This is a genomic window from Bacillus sp. FSL R5-0416, from assembly GCF_037975425.1.
GTDB classification, from domain to species: domain Bacteria; phylum Bacillota; class Bacilli; order Bacillales; family Bacillaceae; genus Bacillus; species Bacillus subtilis.
The window spans coordinates 4,138,169-4,160,816 of the sequence record NZ_CP150252.1 but is presented as its reverse complement, the minus strand read 5'-3'; the positions used below and the strand labels follow the sequence as shown (position 1 = coordinate 4,160,816).

Here is a 22,648-nt window from a genome sequence, read left to right as displayed (position 1 = left end):
CCTTCATTTTCAGCATTCTCCCGGAAATATGGAGGTTCGGGATTGGGTCTTGCCATAACGAAATCGATTATCGACAGCCACAATGGGTCGATTGACGTGAAAAGTAAAATAGGCAGAGGCACTGTTTTTCTGATCAGGCTTCCTGCTCCGGATTATTCGTTAGACGAGTGAGAAAATTTCTTCAGCCGATATTGGAGGCTTTGTCTGCTGATGCCAAGCTCCTGAGCAGCTTTCGAGATGTTATGGCCGTGTTTTCTTAACACGTTCTCTATCACATATTTTTCGAAGCTTTCCATTTTTTCTTTTAAGTCCGCGGCCGGCTGGTGTCTTGGTGTTTCAGGCTCTGGGATGTCAGCCGGCTTGATTTTCATTCGGTATTGATAGGGCAGATGGGAAGCCGTAATCGTTTGCTCGTCCGTCATGAAATTCATTGCGCCTTCGATCATATGCTCGAGCTCGCGAATATTTCCCGGCCAGTCATAAGAAAGGAAAAATTGCTTCACGTCATCGCTGATGTGTTCAACATTCATTTGGAACAGATGGTTGTTTTTCTGCATGAACTCCGACGCGAGAAGCAAAATGTCTTCTTTTCGTTCCCGAAGCGGCGGGATGATCAGCGTCACGACACTCAGTCTGTAATACAAGTCCTTCCGCATTCGTTCGCCTGCAATTGCATCAATTGGATCTTCATTCATCGTGGCAATAATACGTACGTCAATCGGTGTATCCTTTGTTGAACCGATGCGCCTGATTTTCCGCTCTTGAAGGGCGCGCAGCAGCTTCGCCTGAAGGCTGAGATTCAGCGAGTTGATTTCATCTAACAGCAGCGTGCCGCCGTGGGCTTGTTCAAACAGGCCGGGCTGGTCGACAGCGCCGGTAAACGCGCCTTTTTTCGTTCCGAACAAGATGCTTTCCACAAGGCTGTCTGGCAGTGCCGCACAGTTTTGCGAAATAAACGGGCCGCCAGAACGATCGCTTCCATTATGGATACTTTGCGCGAACAGTTCTTTTCCCGTGCCGGTTTCGCCTGCGAGAAGGACAGATGATGACGTACGGGTTGCCCGCTTGGCGTTTTCGATGACGTCTCGAATGGCCGGACTGGTGCCGAGAATACTGTCAAACGTATAGGTTGTGCTGCCTTTTTTGTTCATATTCTCCCTGATCAGCCGTTCAAGCTTTGTCACATCCTTGGCAATTTCAACGGCGCCCTTGATTTTGCCGTCTTGGACGATGGGATATGTATGATTGATCGTCGTGATTTCCTGGCCCTTATTATTGAAGTAGCTCTGCTTCACATTTTTAATCGTCTTGCCTTCCTGAAGAGCCTGTACCAGTGTGCTGTCCTGCTGCTTTGAAAACATAAACACATCCATCAGGTTTTTATTCAAGACGTCATGCTTCTCCATATCTTCAATCTGCATCATTTTATTGTTATAAACGATTGTGTTTCCATGCTCGTCTACCACGTGCAGGCCAACATCGATTTCATCTAAAATACTCTGAAAAACCAATGTGAGGAATTCGCTGTCTTTGACCACTGTATGAACCTCCCTCAATTATTTTCTTAATATTGCTTCTATTTTATAAAAAAATGGAGAGGATATGCAAAAGAATTTTGCACTTGCTGGAATTTTTGCTCGAAATATCAGAATGTTTTTGCACCTTGTCCTCGAAAATTGTAGAAAACACACGAATTCTTGATTTGGCACAGAACTTGCATTTATATAAAGGGAAAGCAGGATAACATGTTGAAACAGAAAACAAGGGGGAATTCAAATATGCCAGCTTTATCTAAATCCAAAGAAATTATTGATCAGACGTCTCATTACGGAGCCAACAATTATCATCCGCTCCCGATTGTTATTTCTGAAGCGCTGGGTGCTTGGGTAAAGGACCCGGAAGGCAATGAATATATGGATATGCTGAGTGCTTACTCTGCGGTAAACCAGGGGCACAGACACCCGAAAATCATTCAGGCATTAAAGGATCAGGCTGATAAAATCACCCTCACGTCACGCGCGTTTCATAACGATCAGCTTGGGCCGTTTTACGAAAAAACAGCTAAACTGACAGGCAAAGAGATGATTCTGCCGATGAATACAGGAGCCGAAGCGGTTGAATCCGCGGTGAAAGCGGCGAGACGCTGGGCGTATGAAGTGAAGGGCGTAGCTGACAATCAAGCGGAAATTATCGCATGTGTCGGGAACTTCCACGGCCGCACGATGCTGGCGGTATCTCTCTCTTCTGAAGAGGAATATAAACGAGGATTCGGCCCGATGCTTCCGGGAATCAAACTCATTCCTTACGGCGATGTGGAAGCGCTTCGACAGGCCATTACGCCGAATACAGCGGCATTCTTGTTTGAACCGATTCAAGGCGAAGCGGGCATTGTGATTCCGCCGGAAGGATTTTTACAGGAAGCGGCGGCGATTTGTAAGGAAGAGAATGTCTTGTTTATTGCGGATGAAATTCAAACGGGTCTCGGACGTACAGGCAAGACATTTGCCTGTGACTGGGACGGCATCGTTCCGGATATGTATATCTTGGGCAAAGCGCTTGGCGGCGGTGTGTTCCCGATCTCATGCATTGCGGCGGACCGCGAGATCCTAGGCGTGTTTAACCCTGGCTCACACGGCTCAACATTTGGCGGAAACCCGCTTGCATGTGCAGTGTCTATCGCTTCATTAGAAGTGCTGGAGGATGAAAAGCTGGCGGATCGTTCTCTTGAGCTTGGCGAATACTTTAAAAGCGAGCTTGAGAGCATTGACAACCCGGTTATTAAAGAAGTTCGTGGCAGAGGGCTGTTTATCGGTGTGGAATTGACTGAAGCCGCACGTCCGTATTGTGAGCGTTTGAAGGAAGAAGGGCTTTTATGCAAGGAAACGCATGATACAGTCATTCGTTTTGCACCGCCATTAATCATTTCCAAAGAGGATTTGGATTGGGCGATAGAGAAAATTAAGCACGTGCTGCAAAACGCATAAATCCGCACCATGGCGGGATATTCACTTCGTTTGTATAAATTTACAACAGAAAAATCAGCACTCCCTATTTGCTCAGCTACAGTATTTTAGTATAATGTATCTTTATGAGAAGAAGTGAATTTTATATTAAATAGATAGAGGCTCTTTGGACAGCAAACTGGGATAGCACCATGCAGATGTTCCAGCTTAGATCCAATACAAGTTGCTGAAGGGGTGCAGAATGTGAATACAAACCAAGATAACGGAAATCAGCTCCAGCGGACAATGAAATCGCGCCACTTGTTCATGATTTCATTGGGCGGAGTGATCGGAACCGGTTTCTTCCTTGGAACCGGGTTTACCATTAACCAAGCGGGACCGCTCGGCGCGGTTCTGTCCTATTTAGTGGGCGGCTTTATCATGTTTTTGACCATGCTCTGCTTAGGAGAGCTGGCAGTCGCCTTTCCTGTGTCGGGGTCCTTCCAGACCTATGCCACGAAATTTATCAGCCCGGCCTTCGGGTTTGCGTTCGGCTGGCTGTACTGGCTCGGCTGGGCGGTTACATGCGCCATTGAATTTTTATCAGCGGGGCAGCTGATGCAACGCTGGTTTCCGCATATAGACGTGTGGATCTGGTGTCTGGTCTTTGCGGCACTGATGTTTATTTTAAATGCGATCACCACAAAAGCCTTTGCGGAATCTGAATTCTGGTTCTCAGGTATTAAAATTTTGATTATCCTTTTATTTATTATTCTCGGCGGAGCTGCCATGTTTGGCCTGATTGATCTGAAGGGTGGAGAGCATGCGCCGTTTTTGACACATTTTTATGAAGACGGGTTATTTCCGAACGGCATAAAGGCAATGCTGATTACGATGATTACCGTGAACTTTGCGTTTCAGGGGACTGAGCTGATCGGGGTTGCAGCCGGAGAAAGTGAAGACCCTGAAAAAACGATTCCACGGTCAATCAAACAGACAGTATGGAGAACGCTTGTCTTCTTTGTGCTTTCAATCATTGTCATTGCCGGCATGATTCCGTGGAAACAGGCGGGTGTCGTGGAAAGTCCATTTGTTGCCGTATTTGAGCAAATCGGAATCCCATATGCAGCTGATATCATGAACTTTGTTATTTTAATCGCGCTGTTATCTGTTGCGAATTCAGGTTTATACGCATCGACACGTATTCTGTATGCGATGGCGAATGAAGGACAAGCCTTCAAAGCGCTCGGCAAAACAAATCAGCGCGGTGTGCCGATGTACTCGTTAATCGTAACGATGGCTGTGGCCTGCCTATCCCTTCTGACAAAGTTTGCGCAGGCTGAAACTGTATATATGGTACTGTTATCTTTGGCGGGCATGAGCGCGCAGGTCGGCTGGATTACGATCTCGCTTTCCCAAATCATGTTCAGACGCAAATATATCCGTGAGGGCGGGAAGATAGAAGATCTGAAATTTAAAACACCGCTGTACCCGGTGCTTCCGCTGATCGGCCTAACATTAAATACGGTCGTGCTCATCAGTCTTGCATTTGATCCGGAGCAGCGTATCGCGCTGTATTGCGGCGTACCATTTATGGTCATTTGCTACATCATTTATCATGTTGTCATTAAAAAACGCCAGCAGGCGAATCGTCAGCTAGAGCTTTAAAACGTTGTCCGTAAGTCATCTTTGTTAGAACCCGCATAGGACATTATCTTAAATGTTGAGGTGGAATCACAGATGGATAAAACGATTTCGGTTATTGGAATGCCAATGGATTTAGGACAAGCACGACGCGGAGTAGATATGGGCCCGAGTGCCATCCGGTACGCTCATCTGATCGAGCGGCTGTCAGACATGGGGTATACGGTTGAAGATCTCGGTGACATTCCGATCAACCGCGAAAAAATCAAAAATGACGAGGAACTGAAAAACCTGAATTCCGTTTTGGCGGGAAATGAAAAACTCGCGCAAAAGGTCAACAAAGTCATTGAAGAGAAAAAATTCCCGCTTGTCCTGGGCGGTGACCACAGTATTGCGATCGGCACGCTTGCAGGCACAGCTAAGCATTACGATAATCTCGGCGTCATCTGGTATGACGCGCACGGCGATTTGAATACACTTGAAACTTCACCATCGGGCAATATTCACGGCATGCCGCTCGCGGTCAGCCTCGGCATTGGCCACGAGTCACTGGTTAACCTTGAAGGCTACGCGCCTAAAATCAAACCGGAAAACGTCGTCATCATTGGCGCCCGGTCACTTGATGAAGGGGAGCGCAAGTACATTAAGGAAAGCGGCATGAAGGTGTACACAATGCACGAAATCGACCGTCTTGGCATGACAAAGGTCATTGAAGAAACCCTTAATTATTTATCAGCATGTGATGGCGTCCATCTGAGCCTTGATCTGGACGGACTTGATCCGAACGACGCACCGGGTGTCGGAACCCCTGTCGTCGGCGGCATCAGCTACCGGGAGAGCCATTTGGCTATGGAAATGCTGTATGACGCAGGCATCATTACCTCAGCCGAATTCGTTGAGGTTAACCCGATCCTTGATCACAAAAACAAAACGGGTAAAACAGCAGTAGAGCTCGTAGAATCTCTGCTAGGGAAGAAGCTGCTGTAATAAGAAAACCCCCGCACCCGCGGGGGTTTTTCATTTATCCAATCATTTTCTCAGCGACTTTCATTTCCTGTGAGTGGGTTTGATGGTCTGCAATAAACCAACCTGATAAAATCACCGCTGCGACGCCTGCGCCAATCAGAAATCTTTTCATTTATATAACCTCCGTTCGTTTAATCAGTTCTTCAATCTGTAATGCTTCATAAAAAAAGTGGGCAGCTTCTTTGTAAAGCTCAAGTTCCCTATACCGTTCGCCAGCCAAAATGGAAAGTTCTCTTACACTGTCATACTCTTTCTCGGACAACAAGTCATCCATATGTTGTTTGCATAAGTGAAACGTTTCCGCATGACCCCCTTCTGCATAAATGGCATATAAAATGTCTATTTTTGCCTCACATATTCTATTCGGCTCAGCAGTCAATTTTTCCTTCACGTCTTGGTAATAAGATAAGGCCTGTTCTTTCTTTTTGATCTTAAACAGTTCTCGTATCAGCAAGTAGGCAGAATGATAATAATAGGCGGAGCGGGCATACTCATCGTTCCGTAGAGCCTCCTCTAATTTCGAAACCGCTTCTTCTGATTTGCCGCTTTGCGCATGAAGAAGGCCGAAGTTATGCAAAAGCTGGGCTTCAAAAAAATGATCCTCTAATTCACTCGTGATCCGAATTGCTTCGTCCAAATAAGCCTCAGCTTCTTCAAACTGGCTCATCTCTGTAAAATTGCCTGACATGGTAATCAGCGCTGAAGCCAGCTTCTTTTTATAATCTGTCTCTTCTCTGAATGTTTTGACTGCTTGCCGTGTATGATTGAGGGATACAATATTTTGTCCAAGCTTATAATAGAGCTTTCCGACCTTCAGGTGAAATTCGGCTTTTTCAATCGGATCGGGAATGTTGTCGAGATACTGCTCTGCATCTTTATACAGCCCAATGGCAATGTCATAATTATTTTTATAGGCCTCATACATGCCTTCAAACAGAAAAAAGTAATATTTCAGCATGTCAGACGTAGCATTCATATGAGAAGGCTCCTCATGCTGAAAGCCCTGTCCTCTCGCCTCGTGAAGCAAAACCTTGTGGCGCAGTTCCAATAAGGAGAAGTAGGCCAGCACCTCCTGATCCTCTTCCATGTCATCCAATAAAGGCTTCACTTCTTCAAATAAACGGGAGGACTCTTCCACTTCATGTTTCTTGATAGCAAGGTACCAATCGTTGAGCATGCTAGCGATTTCTGCGGGTGCGATCTTATTCATGTGAAACTCCTTTCTCTAGTGACTTATCAATCTCAGTTGCTTATTCTGATAGTAACACCTCTTTCTATTTTATGTAAAATCCTCTAGTCAATATATGAAGGAGAGATGATATGACAATTATGCTGAGCCCTATGCAGACAGAAGAATTTCGGTCTTATCTCACGTACACAACAAAGCATTACGCGAAAGAAAAGGTAAAAGCGGGAACATGGCTGCCTGAAGATGCACAGCTTTTGTCTAAGCAGGCGTTTTCTAATCTGCTTCCGAGAGGGCTGGAAACACCCCATCACCATTTGTGGAGCCTCAAGCTGAATGAAAAGGATATCGTTGGCTGGCTCTGGATACATGCTGAGCCGGAACATCCGCAGCAGGAAGCGTTTATTTATGATTTCGGGTTATATGATCCGTATCGGGGAAAGGGCTACGCAAAGCAAGCATTGGCGGCATTAGATCAAACGGCACGCAGTATGGGAATCCGCAAGCTGTCCCTTCATGTCTTTGCTCATAATCAGACGGCGCGAAAGCTATATGAGCAAACCGGATTTCAAGAAACAGACGTAGTGATGAGCAAGAAGCTTTAACGAAAAGGGCCGATAAAGGCCTTTTTCTGTAAATGATATCTAAAAATTCTGTAAATAACCTAGTTACTTTCCTTATTTTCCTAATATAATGTGGGTGAGGAAATTACCTTTCCTACACTCACAAGAAAAGAGGAGATGTAATGAAGTTGAAGAAACGAGTGTCGATGTTTTTGGTAGCGCTTACAATGTGCGGCGGCCTGTTTGTTACTCCCGCCAAAGCCGTAAAGACCACAAATTATGCTGAAGAAATCGCCGCACTGCAGCCAGGCACGACACCGGAAGAAATCATGAAATCTGCCAGCCAGATTGCCAAACAGCAGCACGTAAAGCAGGACGTTATCCTAAAACAGTTCTATAAGGAAATCACGGCTGATAAAGCAGAGGGGGACCGGCTCGCGAAGGAAAGCGGCATGTCTATCATGGGCGGGTCGTCCGGCACGAAAAAACTCCCGACAAGCGCGAAAGGCAATATCTATTACACGAACTCCTACACAGCCTACTACAATCACGGCCACGTCGGCATGTACTCCGCTGCTGACAAAATTGTTGAATCTGTCCCGAGCGACGGCGTCAGGCAGATCGCTTATAATGCCAGAGACGTGGAAGACAACTCCATTGTGCAAACCGTCAGCGTATCCTCATCTCAAAAAACAGCTGCTGCCGACTGGGCGGTATCAAAAGTCGGCGACCCATACTCATTTAATTTCGTCAATAACAGAAATACCGGCCATGACGGCGCCAAAAACTGTTCAAAGCTCCTATGGTCTGCCTTTTTGCTGAAAGCAGGCATTGATATAGACAGCAACGGAGGCTTAGGCGTGTATCCGCGCGACATCACAAGTTCTTCGTATACGACAACCATCATGACCATTTACTAAGGAGAAGGATATGAAAAAGTGGATGATTACCATCGCCATGCTGATTCTCGCAGGAATCGCACTATTTGTCTTCATTTCTCCTCTCAAAAGCCATAAAACCGTGAGTCAGCAGGATCTCAGAAACCCCGATTTCCTGGATGACAAAGAAGTCCTGCTGTATTTCTCATCCTCTGCGGATCAAGATGCATTTGGCGGCGGGAAAAGCTACGCCCTGTTTATCAGCCAGGATGGGTCGCTGTCTTCATTTCAGATGAAGGGCCTTGAGCTGGGATCAGCCAAGGTTCACGGCGACAGCGTGATGCTGGAGGACAAAAACACGATTTATACGATTAAAGACGGCCTGAGATCTCATAAAAGAACCTATCAGCACACAGGGGACAGCGCAGGCTTTCTGCAAAACACGGACGGCTTTTACACCTTATACAACTCCGGCTACGACAAAAAGAAAGAAGGATACCGCTCAGAGCTGTACCGCCAAATGGACGGAGAGTGGAAAAAAGACGTCATCCCCTACTACATCCGAGCCTCCGGTTTTCATGATGGCGCCATTTACGCACTCGTCCCGACAGCTGACGGAAAAGGCTATCAGCTCCTTCAGATTCAAGCAGATCAAAAGAAGCTCACTTATCACAAAGTAACGGAATGGCAGTACCGGGAAGGAGCCTCAGTCGAATCCCAGCTTGCTGTGGACGACCAAGCTGTTTATGTTATGGTTCGCGGCCAAAAAGCCCACAATCTCTATCAAATGGTCAAGATCAACAAAAAAAGCGGCGAAGTAGAGCTGCACGATATCGCCGAATACAAAAACGACGAACAAACGATATACAGCTCCATGCCCTTCAGCTTTAAAAACAGCTTTTTCCCTTATGACGGGAACCTGTATTTCATTGACGGCTTCGGAAAGGTACACAAAATCGATGCCAAGACAGGAAAAACAAGCATCGCCTTCACCCTTTCCCCGGACAAAATGAAAGCCGATTTCAAAGAAATCACCCAAAAAGGCAGCAGCCTCTATTTCTTCACATACACGTATCACAAGCCTGCCTACATTGAACAGTACAATCTGAAAACCGGAAAGAAAATGAAAGAAAAAGAGATTGGGAAGGTAAAGGATGTCGTGACGCCGAAGAGTCATTTGAAGCTGTATGATGTTGAGGTGATGAAGAGGTTTTAAGGCAAGGAGGTTAGTATGGGAGCCATCGCCGTTTTATTTATCGTTTTTGGTTTTCCGATCATCGCAGGTGTATTTGGTATAGCGGGTCATTTTTTATTTAAGAGGTTTTGGGTGGCACCGCTCATCGTCCTTATCGCGAGCTTGATATTGTTATTTACGTTAGCTTCGGGCAATAGCTCATTCATGTTTTGGGTTGTTATGTATACGGCGATTGCGTTGGTAACCAGTATTGTCACATTATTTCTCAGGAAATTTTTTGAGTGATCTCAAATTATGAAGAGACTGGTATGAAGTCTCTTTTTTTGTTGAACCGAAGTTTGCAGAGATTTTGGGTATGTTTTAGAAACGAATCCAAAGGAGGAATTACATGCGCACCAAACGGGTTATTCTTCTGGCAGTTATGATCTGCCTGGTTTCGGCCATTACTGTGTTCCTGTTAAATGGATGTAAAGTCGACTTTTTAGACATAGCCGGAACCATTATTGGCTGCTTTCTTGGCATATTTGTTGTTGTAAGAATACAGAAAAAACAGTCGTGAGAAAGGGAAAGGGTCATGCCAAACCGAAGTCATGTGCAAGGACGAAGAGTCCAAACACATGAATGGGAGGAATGGCGTTGACAGGAAACAAAGCGGTTGTGTACAAAGGCAAAGGGACTGTAGCGGTGGAGGATATCGGTTATCCGGAGTTAATCTTAAGGGACGGGCCCGGCGTTCCGAAGGCGAATGTGAATCGAAAATGTGAGCATGGGGTTATTCTCAAAGTCATTACAACCAACATTTGCGGAAGCGACCAGCATATGGTCAGAGGCCGCACAACGGCGCCAGAAGGCTTGGTGCTCGGGCATGAAATTACGGGAGAAGTCATTGAAACGGGGCGTGATGTTGAATTTATCAAAAAAGGAGATATCGTATCCGTTCCTTTCAATATTGCCTGCGGACGCTGTGTGATGTGCAAAACGCAGAAAACGCATGTGTGCCTGAATGTCAATCCGGACCGTCCGGGATCGGCTTACGGCTACGTCGATATGGGCGGCTGGGTCGGCGGCCAGTCTGAATATGTCATGGTGCCATACGCTGATTTTCAGCTTTTGGTATTCCCTGAGAAAGAACAGGCGTTAGAAAAGATTCTCGATTTGACCATGCTGTCGGACATATTCCCGACCGGCTTCCACGGAGCTTACACAGCGGGCGTGCAAACAGGTTCAACCGTTTATATCGCGGGAGCGGGGCCTGTCGGCTTAGCAGCCGCTCACTCCGCTCAGCTCCTAGGCGCCTCCACCGTGATTGTCGGCGATCTGAACGAAGACAGACTGGCACAGGCGAGAAGCTTCGGCTGTGAAACGGTCAACGTGCAAAAACACGACCGCCTTGGCGAACAAATTGAACAAATACTAGGTGAACCAACCGTTGATGCCGCAGTGGACTGTGTCGGCTTTGAAGCATCCGGACACGGCAATCAAGGAGAAGCGCCTGCCGCCGTGCTGAACTCAATCATGGACGTCACCCAGGTCGGAGGCAGCCTTGGCATTCCAGGCTTATACGTGACCGAAGATCCCGGTGCAAAGGATGCGGACGCCAAAACAGGCTCACTAAAAATCCGCTTCGGACTCGGCTGGGCCAAAGCCCACACCTTCGTCACCGGACAAACGCCCGCCATGACATACAACCGCAATTTGATGAAAGCGATCCTGAGCGGTAGAGCGCAGATCGCAAAAGCAGTCAACGCCACCGTCATTTCTCTGGACGACGCGCCAAAAGGCTACAGCGACTTCGACAAAGGCGCAGCCAAAAAATTCGTCATCGACCCGCATGGGACACTGAAGTAAAAGAAAAAGCCGGACGTTCTCAGAACGCCGGCTTTATTGCTGGTAATCCGTTTCTTCAAATCGGTTTCCCGTTTCATCCTGTACGATGAAATCCCCTGCGATTTTGTCCAGTCCAATCAAAATATAAGGGTTTTTCTCATTTGCCGTAGGAGCAGGTTTTCGTTTCACAGTTACAATCGTTTCTTTAGGTGAGAATTTGACGTCTGACACTTCAAGCTTCTTATCTTTTCTCGCTGCTTCCGAGAGACACAATAACCATTTTTCTCCCTTCTAAAATGGTGAAGACTTGATATCCTTTCACGTCATCATGCATTTGAAGGTAATTAGCGTATATTTCTAAGTCTGGACTGCCTTCACCGATTCGATCCTTCTCCAACACCCAATAAGACGGCTGACACCCAGCAAGCAGCAACATGATCACAAAAAGCCAAACCCATTTGAGCTGCAAAAGCAGACTCCCCACACATCGGTTACATCCAAACTAACATACGGGCGAAATAGAGTCATCAACAGCTTGTTTGTCGAATTGTGGATAAAACTCAGCCCGAAGCACTACTAACATGTGAATAAATAGGTTATATTGGGAAGAGAATATTTGCAAAAACGCAAGAAACCATCGGAGGATTAGAACATGAAACAAACCTATTATTCCTGTGAAGAACACATCGAAACCGTGCTGGATATGTACATAGACGACCACGAGCTGCCGCCCGAAATCAGAAAAATCGAACATACTAACAGTTTATCCACAGCCTGTGAATTATGTGGAGACCCCGCAGTATATATAGTGGGGAACGAATGATCTTACACAAAATACAGAAAAGATATCCACAATTGTGGACAACATATATGAATAACTTGTTTTTAAAGTGGGGATGACCTGTGAATATCAATATTGTGACAATCGGAAAACTAAAAGAAAAATACCTCAAGCAAGGCATTGAAGAATACACCAAACGACTTTCGGCCTACGCAAAAATCGACATCATCGAACTCCCGGACGAAAAAGCGCCGGAAAACCTAAGCGACCAGGACATGAAAATCATAAAAGACAAAGAAGGCGAACGCATCCTATCCAAAATCAGCCCCGACGCCCACGTCATCGCCCTCGCCATCGAAGGAAAAATGAAAACATCCGAAGAACTAGCCGATACAATAGATAAGCTGGCTACATATGGAAAAAGCAAAGTCACCTTCGTCATCGGCGGATCACTCGGATTGAGCGACGCAGTGATGAAGCGAGCGGATGAGAAGCTGTCGTTTTCAAAAATGACGTTTCCTCATCAGTTGATGCGGTTGATTTTGGTGGAGCAGATTTATCGGGCTTTTCGGATTAACCGTGGGGAGCCTTATCATAAGTAGAAAGATTTTTATCTTACTATTTATTTTTATAAAAAAGAAGTATTTTGTAACATTAAAACTACTGGAGGTAATTAAATGGCGGTAGTCACTACTATTAAACATCCTATGATTTCGGGATATGTAAAAGGTTTTGTGGATAAATACGAAATTTCAAGAAGAAAAGCAAAGAATGAACATAATATTTTTGAGATGTTTATAAATGATTTAATTTTAAGTTCATACAATAATGATCCTAATGCAAGTTATGAGGATATGGAAACAGGAACAGCATTTGGGATTGATGGAGTAGCTATTTTTATTAATGATAAATTGGTCGAAGGCGTAGAGGATGTAGATTATATTTGTAATTCTACCCGAAAAATTGAAGTGAAATTTTTATTTACTCAAACGAAGACTTCTGAAAAATTTGATAGGAGCGAAGTTAGGGATTTTTTACAGGGAGTAAACAGGTTTTTTAACTTCGAATTTTGTGAGATTACTGAACTCAAAAACTCTTGGGAAACGGCAAAATATATATATGATTTAAGCACAAAATTTAAAAATGACCCGGCTCTTAAAATGTATTATACTGCTTTAGCACCGAAGAAAATTTCAGTAAAAGATGAGGATATTGATCTTCATTTAAAGTCTGAAATATTAACAGGTTTAGAAGTATTAAAGCAAAGATATATATTTGATGAAGACAATATATCACTAAATTTTATTGGCTTGAAGGAAATAAGGGAATTACATCAAAAAGAAAATAATCTAACAGAAATAAAATTTAATTTAGATAAACAACCAGTGCCATATCCTAAAGATAGTACTGGAATTATAAAGTCTGCTTATTTTGGGCTAATTAAATTAGAGGATTTATTAGATATTTTATCAGAAGCCGTAGATGGAGAAAGAATCCTTAGAAAAGGAATTTTTGAAGATAATATCCGTGATTATTTAGGTGCAAACGAGAAATTTGATGTAAATCTAGATATGAAAAATGGTTTAACGGGAACCAATGCGCATTTATTTGGACTTTTAAATAACGGGATAACAATAATTGCAGATCAAGTACATATTATTTCAACTGAAGCAAGCCTAGTAAACTATCAAATTGTAAATGGTTGTCAAACAAGTAATGTAATATTTGAATCATTGAAAGACATTATCGAGAAGAATATCTATATACCAATTCGTTTAATTGGGACTGAGGATGAGGATACTAAAAATGCAATAATTAAGGCAACAAATAGTCAAACTGCTTTGAAACCAGAGCAATTATTAGCTTTAAGAGATGAACAGAAGTCATTAGAGGAATATTATAGAGCAAAGAGAAATCAAAATAAATTTTTATTATATTATGAGCGAAGAACCGAACAATACAGAAATGAAGACATTCAAAAAACAAAAATTATTAATATTCCATTTCAAATAAAAGCTACTTCTGCTATGTTTTTGGATTTACCACATGAAGTATCAGGTCAGTATGGAAAAGTTGAACAAAAAACTAGAGGTAAATTATTTACGGATAGCAGCTTGTTAAATCCATATTATGTGAGTGGGCTTACATGGTATAGAGTAGAAGCTTTTATTAGAAATAATGAAGAAGGAAAAAAACATCGAAGAGCACGTTGGCACATAATGATGGTAATAAAGTATCTAATATCAGACCTTAAAAATCCTTCAAAAATTATTGATAAAAATGCGGAAAAAATATCTGAAAAAGTTGAAAAGGTTATGTTAAATGATGCAAAGTCCTTGGAAATAATAGAGAATGCTTTAAGTTTAATAAAAGAATTTATTATAAATGAGGGAATTTTGGACATTAGCGAGGATAGGAAATTTTTCGAAAGAAAAGAAACTACAACTGGATTGATCGAAATGTTAAAAAACCGCCTTAAAACTCTATCATAAAAGTTAGGAAAGGTATTTATTTAGTCAATTTAAAAAGCATAAAAAAAGATCAAGCAGAGACTCTTCTCTGCTTGATTAGAAATAGCGATATATTAATATAGTATGTTTTTTAGGTTAGTCATTAAAGATGAAAACAAATTTAGGATAATTAAAAAGTAACCTGAATATAAAATTACCATAGATTGGAGTTTACTTTTAAATTGGAACATAGTAATAAACTTAACATTGTTTATAAAAGTATCCAACAAATGAAAGAATCTTATGGAAAGTTATTAAAAGTAGAGTTTCATATTCATACACCAGCATCTCATGACTATAGATTATTACCGGGAAAATTATTCAAAAACATGAAATTAACGGAGGTTTTTGATGTTGCACTGAATGAGGGATTGTATTCTAAAGAGTTTCTGGAAAGAATACAAAAAGAGGATTTTGCTATATTTGAAAAACAAGTTATTGAAGATATAAATAGAGATTTCCATGTGAGTTTTTCAAACTTTAAAGAGATATTAGGATATCAATTAATTGCACATTCATTATATAAAAATAATATACATGCAGCAGTTATTTCTGATCATAATACTATTAATGGGTTTAAGAAGTTACAAGCAGTTTTAGTTGATTACTATAAATCTAGGATTAAAGGAAACACTCAAAGAAAAAGTATTAAGTTATTCCTAGGTATTGAAATTAGTTGTTCAGACTATTACCATTTAGTGGGGATTTTTGATGAGCATAAATACACTGATTTGAAAAATTTTGTTAGTAAATATATACATTCTGAGGAAGAAGGAACCTATATATCTTGTCTTGATATGGTAAATAGGATAACTGAAAACGGGGGTATTCCATACATTGCTCATATAAATACAAGTGATTTTTTAGGGACAAATTTATATAAGAGATCATTATTTGGTTTTAGTGGTTTAAAAATATTAGGCTTAACAAATATAGATTCTAAGGAGAGAATTTCCAACAGGATAAAAAAATATCAAGAAAGTTCAAAAGGCGATTTTTGTTTTATACATGAAGGGGACTCGCATGAACTTAATCAATTAGGTAAAAAAAATACTTGGATTAAATTTAATAATTTAAGCTTTAAGTCGTTAAAAAAAGCATTTAAAAATTATCAATTCTGTATATATATAGACAAACCAATTTATAATGACCGATTTCTAAAAGGCATATATATAGAGCCAGGAGAGAAAGGTTTTCTAGGAGATAAAGAACAACCAGAAAAACCTTTCATAGTCGACTTTTCTAGAGATTTAAACTGCATAATAGGAGGAAGAGGAGTCGGAAAAAGTACAATTTTAAGTATTTTAGAGACAGCGTTCACTTTAGAGGTCACGAATATTAATCAACTTGAATACATATCACGTCATAATCTTATATATATTGTTTTTAATTATAAAAACATGGATTACATTTTAAACTTTATACCACAAATCACCGAATCGGGTTATTCAGGCAATAACTATTTTTTAAGAAAAGCATTTTCAGAAACAACTGAGACAGAAAGTGGCACTAGGAGATTGTCTCAAAACTGGATTAATTTGTATCGTGTTAGTCAAGTAGAATCTTCAAATGGTTATAAATTTCAAGAGTTAAATTATAATGAAACAACTACGATAATAGAAAGTGTTTATAAAAAAAGCTATTCAATTAATAATATTGTTGAATTAAGTAATACAGGAAGGATTAGCGAATTTATTAGAGACATAGTTTTAAATGGAGAAAGACTTAATGGATCTAAAATAGTATTAAGTAAATTAAATAAGCTCCATAAAAATAACTATAGAAAATATCTTCGAGAGAATATTCAAAGCGTTCTGGTTAATATAAAAAAACGAGAAGAAAATGTTAAAATGGCTATTGAGGAATTTAATCGTTTGAATAATAAATTAATCCAAATAGTTTATTCACCGAAATTAAAAGATCCTACCTTTTATCTAAAAGAACTTGAACTAAGATATGATCCAATTTTTGATAGAGAAAAAGGAAAAAGAGTTTTAAACACGTATTTGACTTGGGACGATATAGATGAATTTGTTTATGAGGCAACTAAAAAGTTCGGTTATTTAGAATTTTTAGAACTTATTCTAAATAAAGAGCACAAACAAATTGAAAATGAGTTGTCTTTAAATAATTTCATTTCAGGAACTATTACAGGCGAGTATGAAAATGTTTCTATAAAGAATATGGTTCGTGTTTATAATAAAATTGAGGAGCGTATTTTTAGGAACATTGAAAAAGTGACAAATAGTTTTAAGTTACTATTTGAAATAATAGATGAATTCTCATTAAAATTTAATATTAATTCTAAAGAAACGATACGTACAGAAAAAGTAGTTATGAAAGATATTGATGAGCTATCTCTTGGTCAAAAGGTTGTGGCCATACTTACTTTGATATTTAATTATGGAGAACATAGTGTCGATAGTACACCATTGGTAATCGATCAACCAGAAGATAACTTAGACAACCTATATATTTATCAAAATCTAGTAAAAAGCTTGAGAAAAATCAAAAATAAAAGACAAGTAATAATAGCTACACATTCTGCTACGATAGTAACTAATGCAGACGCCGAGCAAGTTATAATATTAGAATCAGACAATAAAAGAGGTTGGTTATCAAAAAAAGGATACCCGGATGACGAAGTTGTTTTAAAACATATCGTTTCTATTCTAGAAGGAGGGAGAGAATCATTTATTCACAAAAAGGAAACATATATGACTGTGCTTGATATTTGAACTATAAACAATATAATTTTTTAGAAGACCAAGAAAAAATTCTTGGTCTTTTCAAACATAAGGTTAATACCATCATAACCATCATTTTTTCAGCTAATATTGATAAGTGCTAGACTTAGATGCATCATTGTCAGACGATTGTTGCGTTGATAGAGCCGGAGTTAGTATGGTGTTTTTAACGTTTCGCTCTCAGCGCCGACTATGTCGTGCAACGCTCTCCATTCACAAATTGATTCGGTACGAATGTCATATTTTTTCGCAACCTCTTTCATTGAAATATTCCCAAGATCACATTCTTACTTTGAGTACCATTTTCCAGCCTTGAAAAAACTCCCCTAAGGCAAACAGATTTTTTATTCCATCTGTCTACTTTTAAGGGAAGCATATCATCATCTCTGAACCCTAAATATTCCTCACTTCATATACCGATACTCCCGCAAACTCTCCAAAATCGCAACTTCCTGCAACAATTCCTCACCGACATTCGTTTCCTTTACTTTCTTCCGCTCAAGCTCTTTGTCCACTAATCGCTTCACCGTCAAGACGTCGGTTCCGGTGCTTAGGACTTCTGCCTTGGAGTTGAAGTGTTTATGGGCGACGAGCTGCATGCCGTAGGAGTTGTATAGCAACGTGTAGCCGGCGATGCCTGTTGTGGATTGGTAAGCTTTGGAGAAGCCGCCGTCGATGACGATCATTTTTCCGTTTGCTTTGATTGGGTCTTCTCCTTCGATCTCTTTTACGGGTGTATGGCCGTTGATGATATGGCCGTGATCTGGATTGAGGCCGAATTCTGCCAGGATGTTTCGGCAGGTTGCCTCGTCTTCGCGTAAATAATAATACGGATTTTTCTTTTCTTTATGCGTTTCCTTCTCTTTGATGAAATACCGCTCAAATGTCGTCATGGCACGTTTTCCGAAGAGGGAGGAATACTCTCCTGTCCATAAATACCAAGCCATATCTGTCGCCAGGTCATCGGTTTCTTCCGGGTGGGCAAACGCTCCCCGCAAGAATCGTTCAAATACATCGAGCAGCTCACGGCCCGCATACGGTTTATCCTCAATCATCATCGTTTCCATATTGCCGTTTTCATCGACAGGAATACAGCCGTGAATTAGCAGGTTGCCGTTATATTTTAAATAAAGGCTGCCTTTTTTCATCATAAAATTCATATGGCGGCCCAGCTTTTCGGAATGCTGGACAGAGAATAGCAGCTTGTCTATGACTTCTGCTTCTTCTTCTAAAAGCTGATCTGGCTGCTCCGGATTAATCGTCGCAAAGCAGGTGTTTTCCAGTTGATATGTTTTACCGTTCAGCGTGATTTCATTTTTGTCATAATCTATTTTCTCTAATAACAGCCGCTCTTCCATATTAAAGTTCGGCCGTCTCTTGATAATCGGGCTCTCAAGCTTGAATTGGATCATGGCAATCGCTTGATGGATTTTTGTGATTTGCTTAATCTCATCCTCTGGTCTGTTGTCGTCTGCTTTTGGACGGAACGCTGGATTATCATCATAATATTTTTCGGCCAGGTTCAGCAGCGGTCTCAGGTTGATGCCGTACACGTCTTCAATAATATCCAGGTTGTCGTAGCGGGCACAGATGCGGATAATATTGGCCAGGCACACTTTGGAACCGGAATAGGCGCCGATCCAAAGGACATCGTGATTTCCCCACTGAATATCGACAGAATGATAGTTGATCAGTTCTTCCATAATCCTATCCGGCTGCGGTCCGCGGTCGTAAATATCGCCGACCACATGCAGATGGTCGACCACCAATCGCTGAACGCTGTATGCAAGGCCGGTGATCAGCTTATCGGCTTGGCCAAGCTCAATGATCTGATCAATGATTTCGGAGTAATATTGCTCCTTGTTGCCAGCTTGTTCTGTTTTGTATAACAGCTCCTCCGTAATATAAGCAAACTGGGCAGGCAGTGCTTTGCGCAGTTTGGAGCGGGTATACTTGGAGGAGCAATAAGAAACGAGCTTAATCATTCGGTTAATGGTTTCTTTATACCACTCGTTTAATGCTGCTTTCGCATCAAAGTCATGTTTGATCAACTTCAGTTTGTCTTCTGGATAATAGACCAATGCTGCTAATTCATCGATTTCTCTATCGTAAATGACACCGCTGAAGATGTCGCGTATCTTCTCTTTGACTCGTCCTGAACCATTGCGCAGCACGTGCTGGAATGCCTGATACTCCCCGTGCAAATCACTGACAAAATGCTCAGTGCCCTTCGGCAGGTTCAATATCGCTTTCAAATTAATGATTTCTGTTACCACTTTTTCTTCACAATCGTATTTTTGCGCGAGTAGATCTAGGTACTTGCTTTCCAAAATCGTCCATCCCCTTTTTAGAATAAACCCCTATTTATGAGCATGTGCATGATAAGGTGAATTTAAAAGTATGTCATTGTTTTTCATCATTGGACCTTTATACGATAGTACCGCATAACTGCTTTTATAGACAATTGAAACGAGTGAAAGATTAAGGCAGCTAGAGCTGAAAAAACTTTCAGCAGAACCTACAGAGAAGGTTATTTAGTCAAGGGCTTAGGCTAAAAGGTTCAGTATCCTCCTTATTGTTATTATCAATATGCATTGATATGGTATTGACGATCCATTTATTTAGCTTGTTTGTCAGTTATCTTGTAAGGAATTGCCTTGAGGAAACTGCCGTTGTTGTACATTGAGTGTTATATATTGTAAACTAGAGTAAAAGATATCCAGATTGATCATCAAAAAACATTTCTTACAGTTCCAAACCGGAAACGAAAGAGGTACCGCGAAAATACAAATATTTCCTAGGAGTATGTATATGAATATAGCGAATTACACTTTAAAAGTGAATGGCAAAACGTTACTTCAGGACACCGACTTGCATTTTTCGAGCGGGAAAATTAATCACGTTGTCGGAAAAAATGGAGTCGGTAAATCACAGCTTGCTAAAGACTTTTTGTTGAATAATAGCAAAAGAATCGGCAGAGATATTCGTCAAAATGTTTCTTTAATATCCAGCTCTTCGAATATACCTAATGATGTTTCTAAGGACTTTTTATTACACTTTTTGAGTAAAAAATTTGATGCAGAAATGATAGATAAAATCGCACATTTACTTAATCTGGATAATATTGATGGAAAAGTTCTGATCAAAAATTTGAGTGATGGACAAAAGCAAAAATTAAAATTGCTCAGTTTCTTATTAGAGGATAAAAATATTATTGTTTTAGATGAAATAACGAATTCATTAGACAAAAAAACGGTTATAGAGATTCATGGCTTCTTAAACAAGTATATTCAGGAGAACCCCGAGAAGATTATCATCAACATTACACATGATTTGTCTGATTTAAAGGCGATAGAAGGGGATTATTATATATTTAATCACCAAGAAATTCAACAATATCATTCAGTGGATAAATTAATTGAAGTGTATATAAACGAGTAATAAAACAGTGGGGGCTTGAGATGAAATTAGAGTTTAAAAAGAGTATTAGCAACAAAGTTATCATTATTTTAGGAGCAATGTTTGTATTTTTATTCTTGCTGGGTTATTTTTTACTTGTTGGAATTGATAAAGTCAGCAATGTTACACCTGAAATGTTTTTCTTTAGCTCCTATACTGTTGCGACCCAGTTTGGTTTGATGTTATTTTCATTTGTTATAGCTTTCTTTATTAATAGAGAGTATTCAAACAAAAATATTCTCTTTTACAAATTAATTGGAGAGAACATCTATACTTTCTTTTATAAAAAGATAGCTGTTTTATTTTTAGAATGTTTTGCATTTATAACGCTAGGCCTGCTAATCATATCGTTGATGTACCATGATTTTTCGCATTTTGCATTATTACTTTTTTTATTTTCTGCAGTTATACTGCAGTATATTCTAATTATTGGAACTATAAGCATGTTATGTCCTAATATATTAATTAGTATAGGTGTCAGTATCGTTTATTGGATGACTTCTGTTATCTTAGTAGCTATAAGCAATAAAACGTTTGGTTTCATTGCTCCTTTTGAGGCAGGTAACACTATGTATCCCCGAATAGAAAGAGTGCTGCAATCTGATAACATGACACTTGGGAGTAATGATGTTTTATTTATTATTTTGTATTTAGTTTCAATTATTATCATAAATGCGATTATCCTTCGCTTTTCAAAAACTAGATGGATCAAAATGGGCATATAATAAAAGAAGCTACTTCACAGTGAAGTAGCTTTTTATGTGCGACTATATATCATTAACATCAATATTAATGCATGTGACTGGCTGAGTTTGTTAATGGAAGGATGTTTTTCTGTTTGCATCGGCCAAACTATTATTGTTTTTCTTTCACCATCTTTACAAAGAGGAAAAAGATAATGAATACGATAAAGTAGTTCATTGGATTCTTAACGATACTCATCTCTAGTGAAATTTGTAAGAGTATCCAGAGCGCAAAGATGGCTAGTATGGCAGGGATGATGATTTTGTACATGTCGACCACCTTCCGTAGTGAAGAGCCCTATAATAAAAAACTATTAGCCTGCACCACAAACTGCGACTGCTTATAATTATACGAAATCTTCGAGTAATCAAACGGCTGCCCATTTGTCAGGTGAAAAATACTTTCTATATACAGCTTCGGCAGTCCAGCCTCTAATCCCAAATATTCCGCTTCTTCCTCATTAAGCTGGCCCACGTGCAGAAACAAATCAGAAAAACCAATTTTCAACCCCAGTCCTTCGCGGATGTAATGGAAGATGGAGTGGGAGACGATTTCGTTGTTTAAATACGTCACGATCGATTTGTTGTAGTAAGACTCTTCGTAGCAAAGGGTGTGGCCGTTGATGTAGCGGACCCTTTTGACATAGTAGATGTCCTCGTTTATTTCGATGTTCAGGTTTTCCGCCGCTTCCGGCGTTGGCTTTCTCACGTCCAGTTCGATGACTTTTGAGGTGACGTTAAAATCCTCGAGGTCTTTTTTAAATCCCTGATTCGACAGAAGGCTGATATAGCCTTTTCGTTTATGTTTTCTGACGAAAATGCCGCTTCCTCTGACCTGAAAGATCGCGCCTTTTTGCTCTAATAGCTCGAGGGACTTTGTGATGGTGCTTTTGCTGACTTCAAACTGGGCCATGAGGGTTTCTAGGACTGGCAGTTTGTCTCCCTGCTGAAGCTGGTGTTCTTCTATATATGTTTCAATTTCCGCTGCGATTTGCTGGTATTTTAACATACGCATTCCTCATTTATTCGTTTAGTTTCACTTGTCAAAATTATAGCATAAACCGCTTACAATTATAGTTAGTGCGTAAATATTTTGTTTCGGCATTGATGAATTATATCGGTACAATTATAATGAAAGCGTAACCAA

General features: G+C 40.7%; 21 protein-coding genes and 2 pseudogenes. 16 read left to right on the top strand and 7 right to left on the bottom strand.

Features of this window, described 5'->3' with window-relative positions:
- Positions 1-9: 9 nt before the first annotated feature.
- Positions 10-171, top strand: a pseudogene (locus tag NYE20_RS21890) (ATP-binding protein); the annotation flags it as partial.
- On the opposite strand, the gene rocR reads toward NYE20_RS21890, so the two are convergent.
- The gene (rocR, locus tag NYE20_RS21885) at positions 153-1,538 is read right to left on the bottom strand and encodes an arginine utilization regulatory protein RocR (RefSeq protein WP_072173758.1); all 1,386 of its coding nucleotides are present in this window, start codon (positions 1,536-1,538) and stop codon (positions 153-155) included. The pseudogene NYE20_RS21890 and the gene rocR overlap by 19 nt on opposite strands.
- A 240-nt stretch (positions 1,539-1,778) precedes the next feature.
- On the opposite strand from rocR, the gene rocD reads away from it, so the two are divergent.
- The 3 genes from rocD to rocF all read left to right on the top strand — a co-directional run bounded on the left by rocD (position 1,779) and on the right by rocF (position 5,573).
- Complete coding sequence (gene rocD, locus NYE20_RS21880) at positions 1,779-2,984, top strand: ornithine aminotransferase (RefSeq protein ID WP_033882758.1); 1,206 nt, start codon at positions 1,779-1,781, stop codon at positions 2,982-2,984.
- Between the two features lie 222 nt (positions 2,985-3,206).
- Positions 3,207-4,610: an amino acid permease gene (locus NYE20_RS21875; RefSeq protein WP_032730280.1), complete on the top strand. Its 1,404-nt coding sequence runs from the start codon at positions 3,207-3,209 to the stop codon at positions 4,608-4,610.
- A 72-nt stretch (positions 4,611-4,682) separates the two neighbouring features.
- Positions 4,683-5,573 (top strand): arginase, encoded by an 891-nt coding sequence (rocF, locus tag NYE20_RS21870; protein WP_161621090.1) that lies wholly within the window; start codon positions 4,683-4,685, stop codon positions 5,571-5,573.
- A gap of 34 nt (positions 5,574-5,607) precedes the next feature.
- On the opposite strand, the gene NYE20_RS21865 is transcribed toward rocF, so the two are convergent.
- Both NYE20_RS21865 and rapG read right to left on the bottom strand, forming a co-directional pair.
- On the bottom strand, positions 5,608-5,724 hold the full coding sequence (locus NYE20_RS21865; protein ID WP_003226961.1) for a Phr family secreted Rap phosphatase inhibitor: 117 nt from the start codon (positions 5,722-5,724) through the stop codon (positions 5,608-5,610).
- On the bottom strand, positions 5,725-6,822 hold the full coding sequence (gene rapG / locus NYE20_RS21860) for a response regulator aspartate phosphatase RapG (protein ID WP_017695778.1): 1,098 nt from the start codon (positions 6,820-6,822) through the stop codon (positions 5,725-5,727).
- A 110-nt stretch (positions 6,823-6,932) separates the two neighbouring features.
- Between rapG and NYE20_RS21855 the strand changes: the two genes are divergently transcribed.
- From NYE20_RS21855 to fdhA, 6 genes are all read left to right on the top strand, one after another.
- A complete protein-coding gene (locus NYE20_RS21855) occupies positions 6,933-7,403 on the top strand; it encodes a GNAT family N-acetyltransferase (protein WP_038828994.1) in 471 nt (156 codons plus the stop codon).
- A 140-nt stretch (positions 7,404-7,543) separates the two neighbouring features.
- Positions 7,544-8,281 (top strand): YiiX/YebB-like N1pC/P60 family cysteine hydrolase, encoded by a 738-nt coding sequence (locus tag NYE20_RS21850; protein ID WP_003243470.1) that lies wholly within the window; start codon positions 7,544-7,546, stop codon positions 8,279-8,281.
- Positions 8,282-8,291: 10 nt separating this feature from the next.
- Entirely contained in the window at positions 8,292-9,455 is a 1,164-nt protein-coding gene (locus NYE20_RS21845; RefSeq protein ID WP_161621091.1) for a hypothetical protein, read from the top strand.
- A 15-nt stretch (positions 9,456-9,470) separates the two neighbouring features.
- Positions 9,471-9,719 carry a DUF2651 family protein gene (locus NYE20_RS21840; protein ID WP_041850288.1) on the top strand — a complete coding sequence of 83 codons (249 nt, stop codon included), beginning with the start codon at positions 9,471-9,473 and terminating at the stop codon, positions 9,717-9,719.
- Positions 9,720-9,822: 103 nt separating this feature from the next.
- The gene (locus NYE20_RS21835; protein WP_041850289.1) at positions 9,823-9,993 is read left to right on the top strand and encodes a hypothetical protein; all 171 of its coding nucleotides are present in this window, start codon (positions 9,823-9,825) and stop codon (positions 9,991-9,993) included.
- A 62-nt stretch (positions 9,994-10,055) separates the two neighbouring features.
- Complete coding sequence (gene fdhA, locus NYE20_RS21830; protein ID WP_080287639.1) at positions 10,056-11,282, top strand: formaldehyde dehydrogenase, glutathione-independent; 1,227 nt, start codon at positions 10,056-10,058, stop codon at positions 11,280-11,282.
- Between the two features lie 33 nt (positions 11,283-11,315).
- Here the strand turns inward: fdhA and NYE20_RS21825 are convergent.
- A pseudogene (locus NYE20_RS21825) lies at positions 11,316-11,730 on the bottom strand (hypothetical protein).
- A 183-nt stretch (positions 11,731-11,913) separates the two neighbouring features.
- Here NYE20_RS21825 and NYE20_RS21820 point away from each other — a divergent pair.
- The 4 genes from NYE20_RS21820 to NYE20_RS21805 all read left to right on the top strand — a co-directional run bounded on the left by NYE20_RS21820 (position 11,914) and on the right by NYE20_RS21805 (position 17,290).
- Complete coding sequence (locus NYE20_RS21820; protein ID WP_003236479.1) at positions 11,914-12,084, top strand: CxxH/CxxC protein; 171 nt, start codon at positions 11,914-11,916, stop codon at positions 12,082-12,084.
- Between the two features lie 80 nt (positions 12,085-12,164).
- A complete protein-coding gene (gene rlmH / locus NYE20_RS21815; protein WP_100739607.1) occupies positions 12,165-12,644 on the top strand; it encodes a 23S rRNA (pseudouridine(1915)-N(3))-methyltransferase RlmH in 480 nt (159 codons plus the stop codon).
- 75 nt (positions 12,645-12,719) lie between these two features.
- Positions 12,720-14,534 (top strand): AIPR family protein, encoded by a 1,815-nt coding sequence (locus NYE20_RS21810; RefSeq protein WP_032724998.1) that lies wholly within the window; start codon positions 12,720-12,722, stop codon positions 14,532-14,534.
- A gap of 200 nt (positions 14,535-14,734) precedes the next feature.
- Positions 14,735-17,290 (top strand): Spaf_1101 family AAA-like ATPase, encoded by a 2,556-nt coding sequence (locus NYE20_RS21805; protein ID WP_032725000.1) that lies wholly within the window; start codon positions 14,735-14,737, stop codon positions 17,288-17,290.
- Positions 17,291-17,703: 413 nt separating this feature from the next.
- On the opposite strand, the gene fbp is transcribed toward NYE20_RS21805, so the two are convergent.
- The gene (fbp, locus tag NYE20_RS21800; protein ID WP_161621092.1) at positions 17,704-19,629 is read right to left on the bottom strand and encodes a fructose-1,6-bisphosphatase; all 1,926 of its coding nucleotides are present in this window, start codon (positions 19,627-19,629) and stop codon (positions 17,704-17,706) included.
- A 481-nt stretch (positions 19,630-20,110) separates the two neighbouring features.
- Here fbp and NYE20_RS21795 point away from each other — a divergent pair, with 481 nt between their 5' ends.
- The gene (locus tag NYE20_RS21795; RefSeq protein ID WP_072173744.1) at positions 20,111-20,740 is read left to right on the top strand and encodes an ATP-binding cassette domain-containing protein; all 630 of its coding nucleotides are present in this window, start codon (positions 20,111-20,113) and stop codon (positions 20,738-20,740) included.
- 20 nt (positions 20,741-20,760) lie between these two features.
- Entirely contained in the window at positions 20,761-21,483 is a 723-nt protein-coding gene (locus NYE20_RS21790; RefSeq protein WP_014478516.1) for a peptide ABC transporter permease, read from the top strand.
- A gap of 130 nt (positions 21,484-21,613) precedes the next feature.
- Here NYE20_RS21790 and NYE20_RS21785 read toward each other — a convergent pair whose 3' ends face one another.
- Entirely contained in the window at positions 21,614-21,772 is a 159-nt protein-coding gene (locus NYE20_RS21785; RefSeq protein WP_009968424.1) for a hypothetical protein, read from the bottom strand.
- 27 nt (positions 21,773-21,799) lie between these two features.
- Positions 21,800-22,510 (bottom strand): GntR family transcriptional regulator, encoded by a 711-nt coding sequence (locus NYE20_RS21780; RefSeq protein WP_161621093.1) that lies wholly within the window; start codon positions 22,508-22,510, stop codon positions 21,800-21,802.
- Positions 22,511-22,648 lie beyond the last annotated feature (138 nt).

Bases quoted from the DNA above. Each gene is read 5' to 3' on its own strand.
- rocD (WP_033882758.1), top strand. From the start codon at position 1,779: ATGCCAGCTTTATCTAAATCCAAAGAAATTATTGATCAGACGTCTCAT.
- rocF (WP_161621090.1), top strand. From the start codon at position 4,683: ATGGATAAAACGATTTCGGTTATTGGAATGCCAATGGATTTAGGACAA.
- NYE20_RS21865 (WP_003226961.1), bottom strand. From the start codon at position 5,724: ATGAAAAGATTTCTGATTGGCGCAGGCGTCGCAGCGGTGATTTTATCA.
- rapG (WP_017695778.1), bottom strand. From the start codon at position 6,822: ATGAATAAGATCGCACCCGCAGAAATCGCTAGCATGCTCAACGATTGG.
- NYE20_RS21855 (WP_038828994.1), top strand. From the start codon at position 6,933: ATGACAATTATGCTGAGCCCTATGCAGACAGAAGAATTTCGGTCTTAT.
- NYE20_RS21850 (WP_003243470.1), top strand. From the start codon at position 7,544: ATGAAGTTGAAGAAACGAGTGTCGATGTTTTTGGTAGCGCTTACAATG.
- NYE20_RS21845 (WP_161621091.1), top strand. From the start codon at position 8,292: ATGAAAAAGTGGATGATTACCATCGCCATGCTGATTCTCGCAGGAATC.
- NYE20_RS21840 (WP_041850288.1), top strand. From the start codon at position 9,471: ATGGGAGCCATCGCCGTTTTATTTATCGTTTTTGGTTTTCCGATCATC.
- NYE20_RS21835 (WP_041850289.1), top strand. From the start codon at position 9,823: ATGCGCACCAAACGGGTTATTCTTCTGGCAGTTATGATCTGCCTGGTT.
- fdhA (WP_080287639.1), top strand. From the start codon at position 10,056: ATGGGAGGAATGGCGTTGACAGGAAACAAAGCGGTTGTGTACAAAGGC.
- NYE20_RS21820 (WP_003236479.1), top strand. From the start codon at position 11,914: ATGAAACAAACCTATTATTCCTGTGAAGAACACATCGAAACCGTGCTG.
- NYE20_RS21810 (WP_032724998.1), top strand. From the start codon at position 12,720: ATGGCGGTAGTCACTACTATTAAACATCCTATGATTTCGGGATATGTA.
- NYE20_RS21795 (WP_072173744.1), top strand. From the start codon at position 20,111: ATGAATATAGCGAATTACACTTTAAAAGTGAATGGCAAAACGTTACTT.
- NYE20_RS21790 (WP_014478516.1), top strand. From the start codon at position 20,761: ATGAAATTAGAGTTTAAAAAGAGTATTAGCAACAAAGTTATCATTATT.
- NYE20_RS21785 (WP_009968424.1), bottom strand. From the start codon at position 21,772: ATGTACAAAATCATCATCCCTGCCATACTAGCCATCTTTGCGCTCTGG.
- NYE20_RS21780 (WP_161621093.1), bottom strand. From the start codon at position 22,510: ATGTTAAAATACCAGCAAATCGCAGCGGAAATTGAAACATATATAGAA.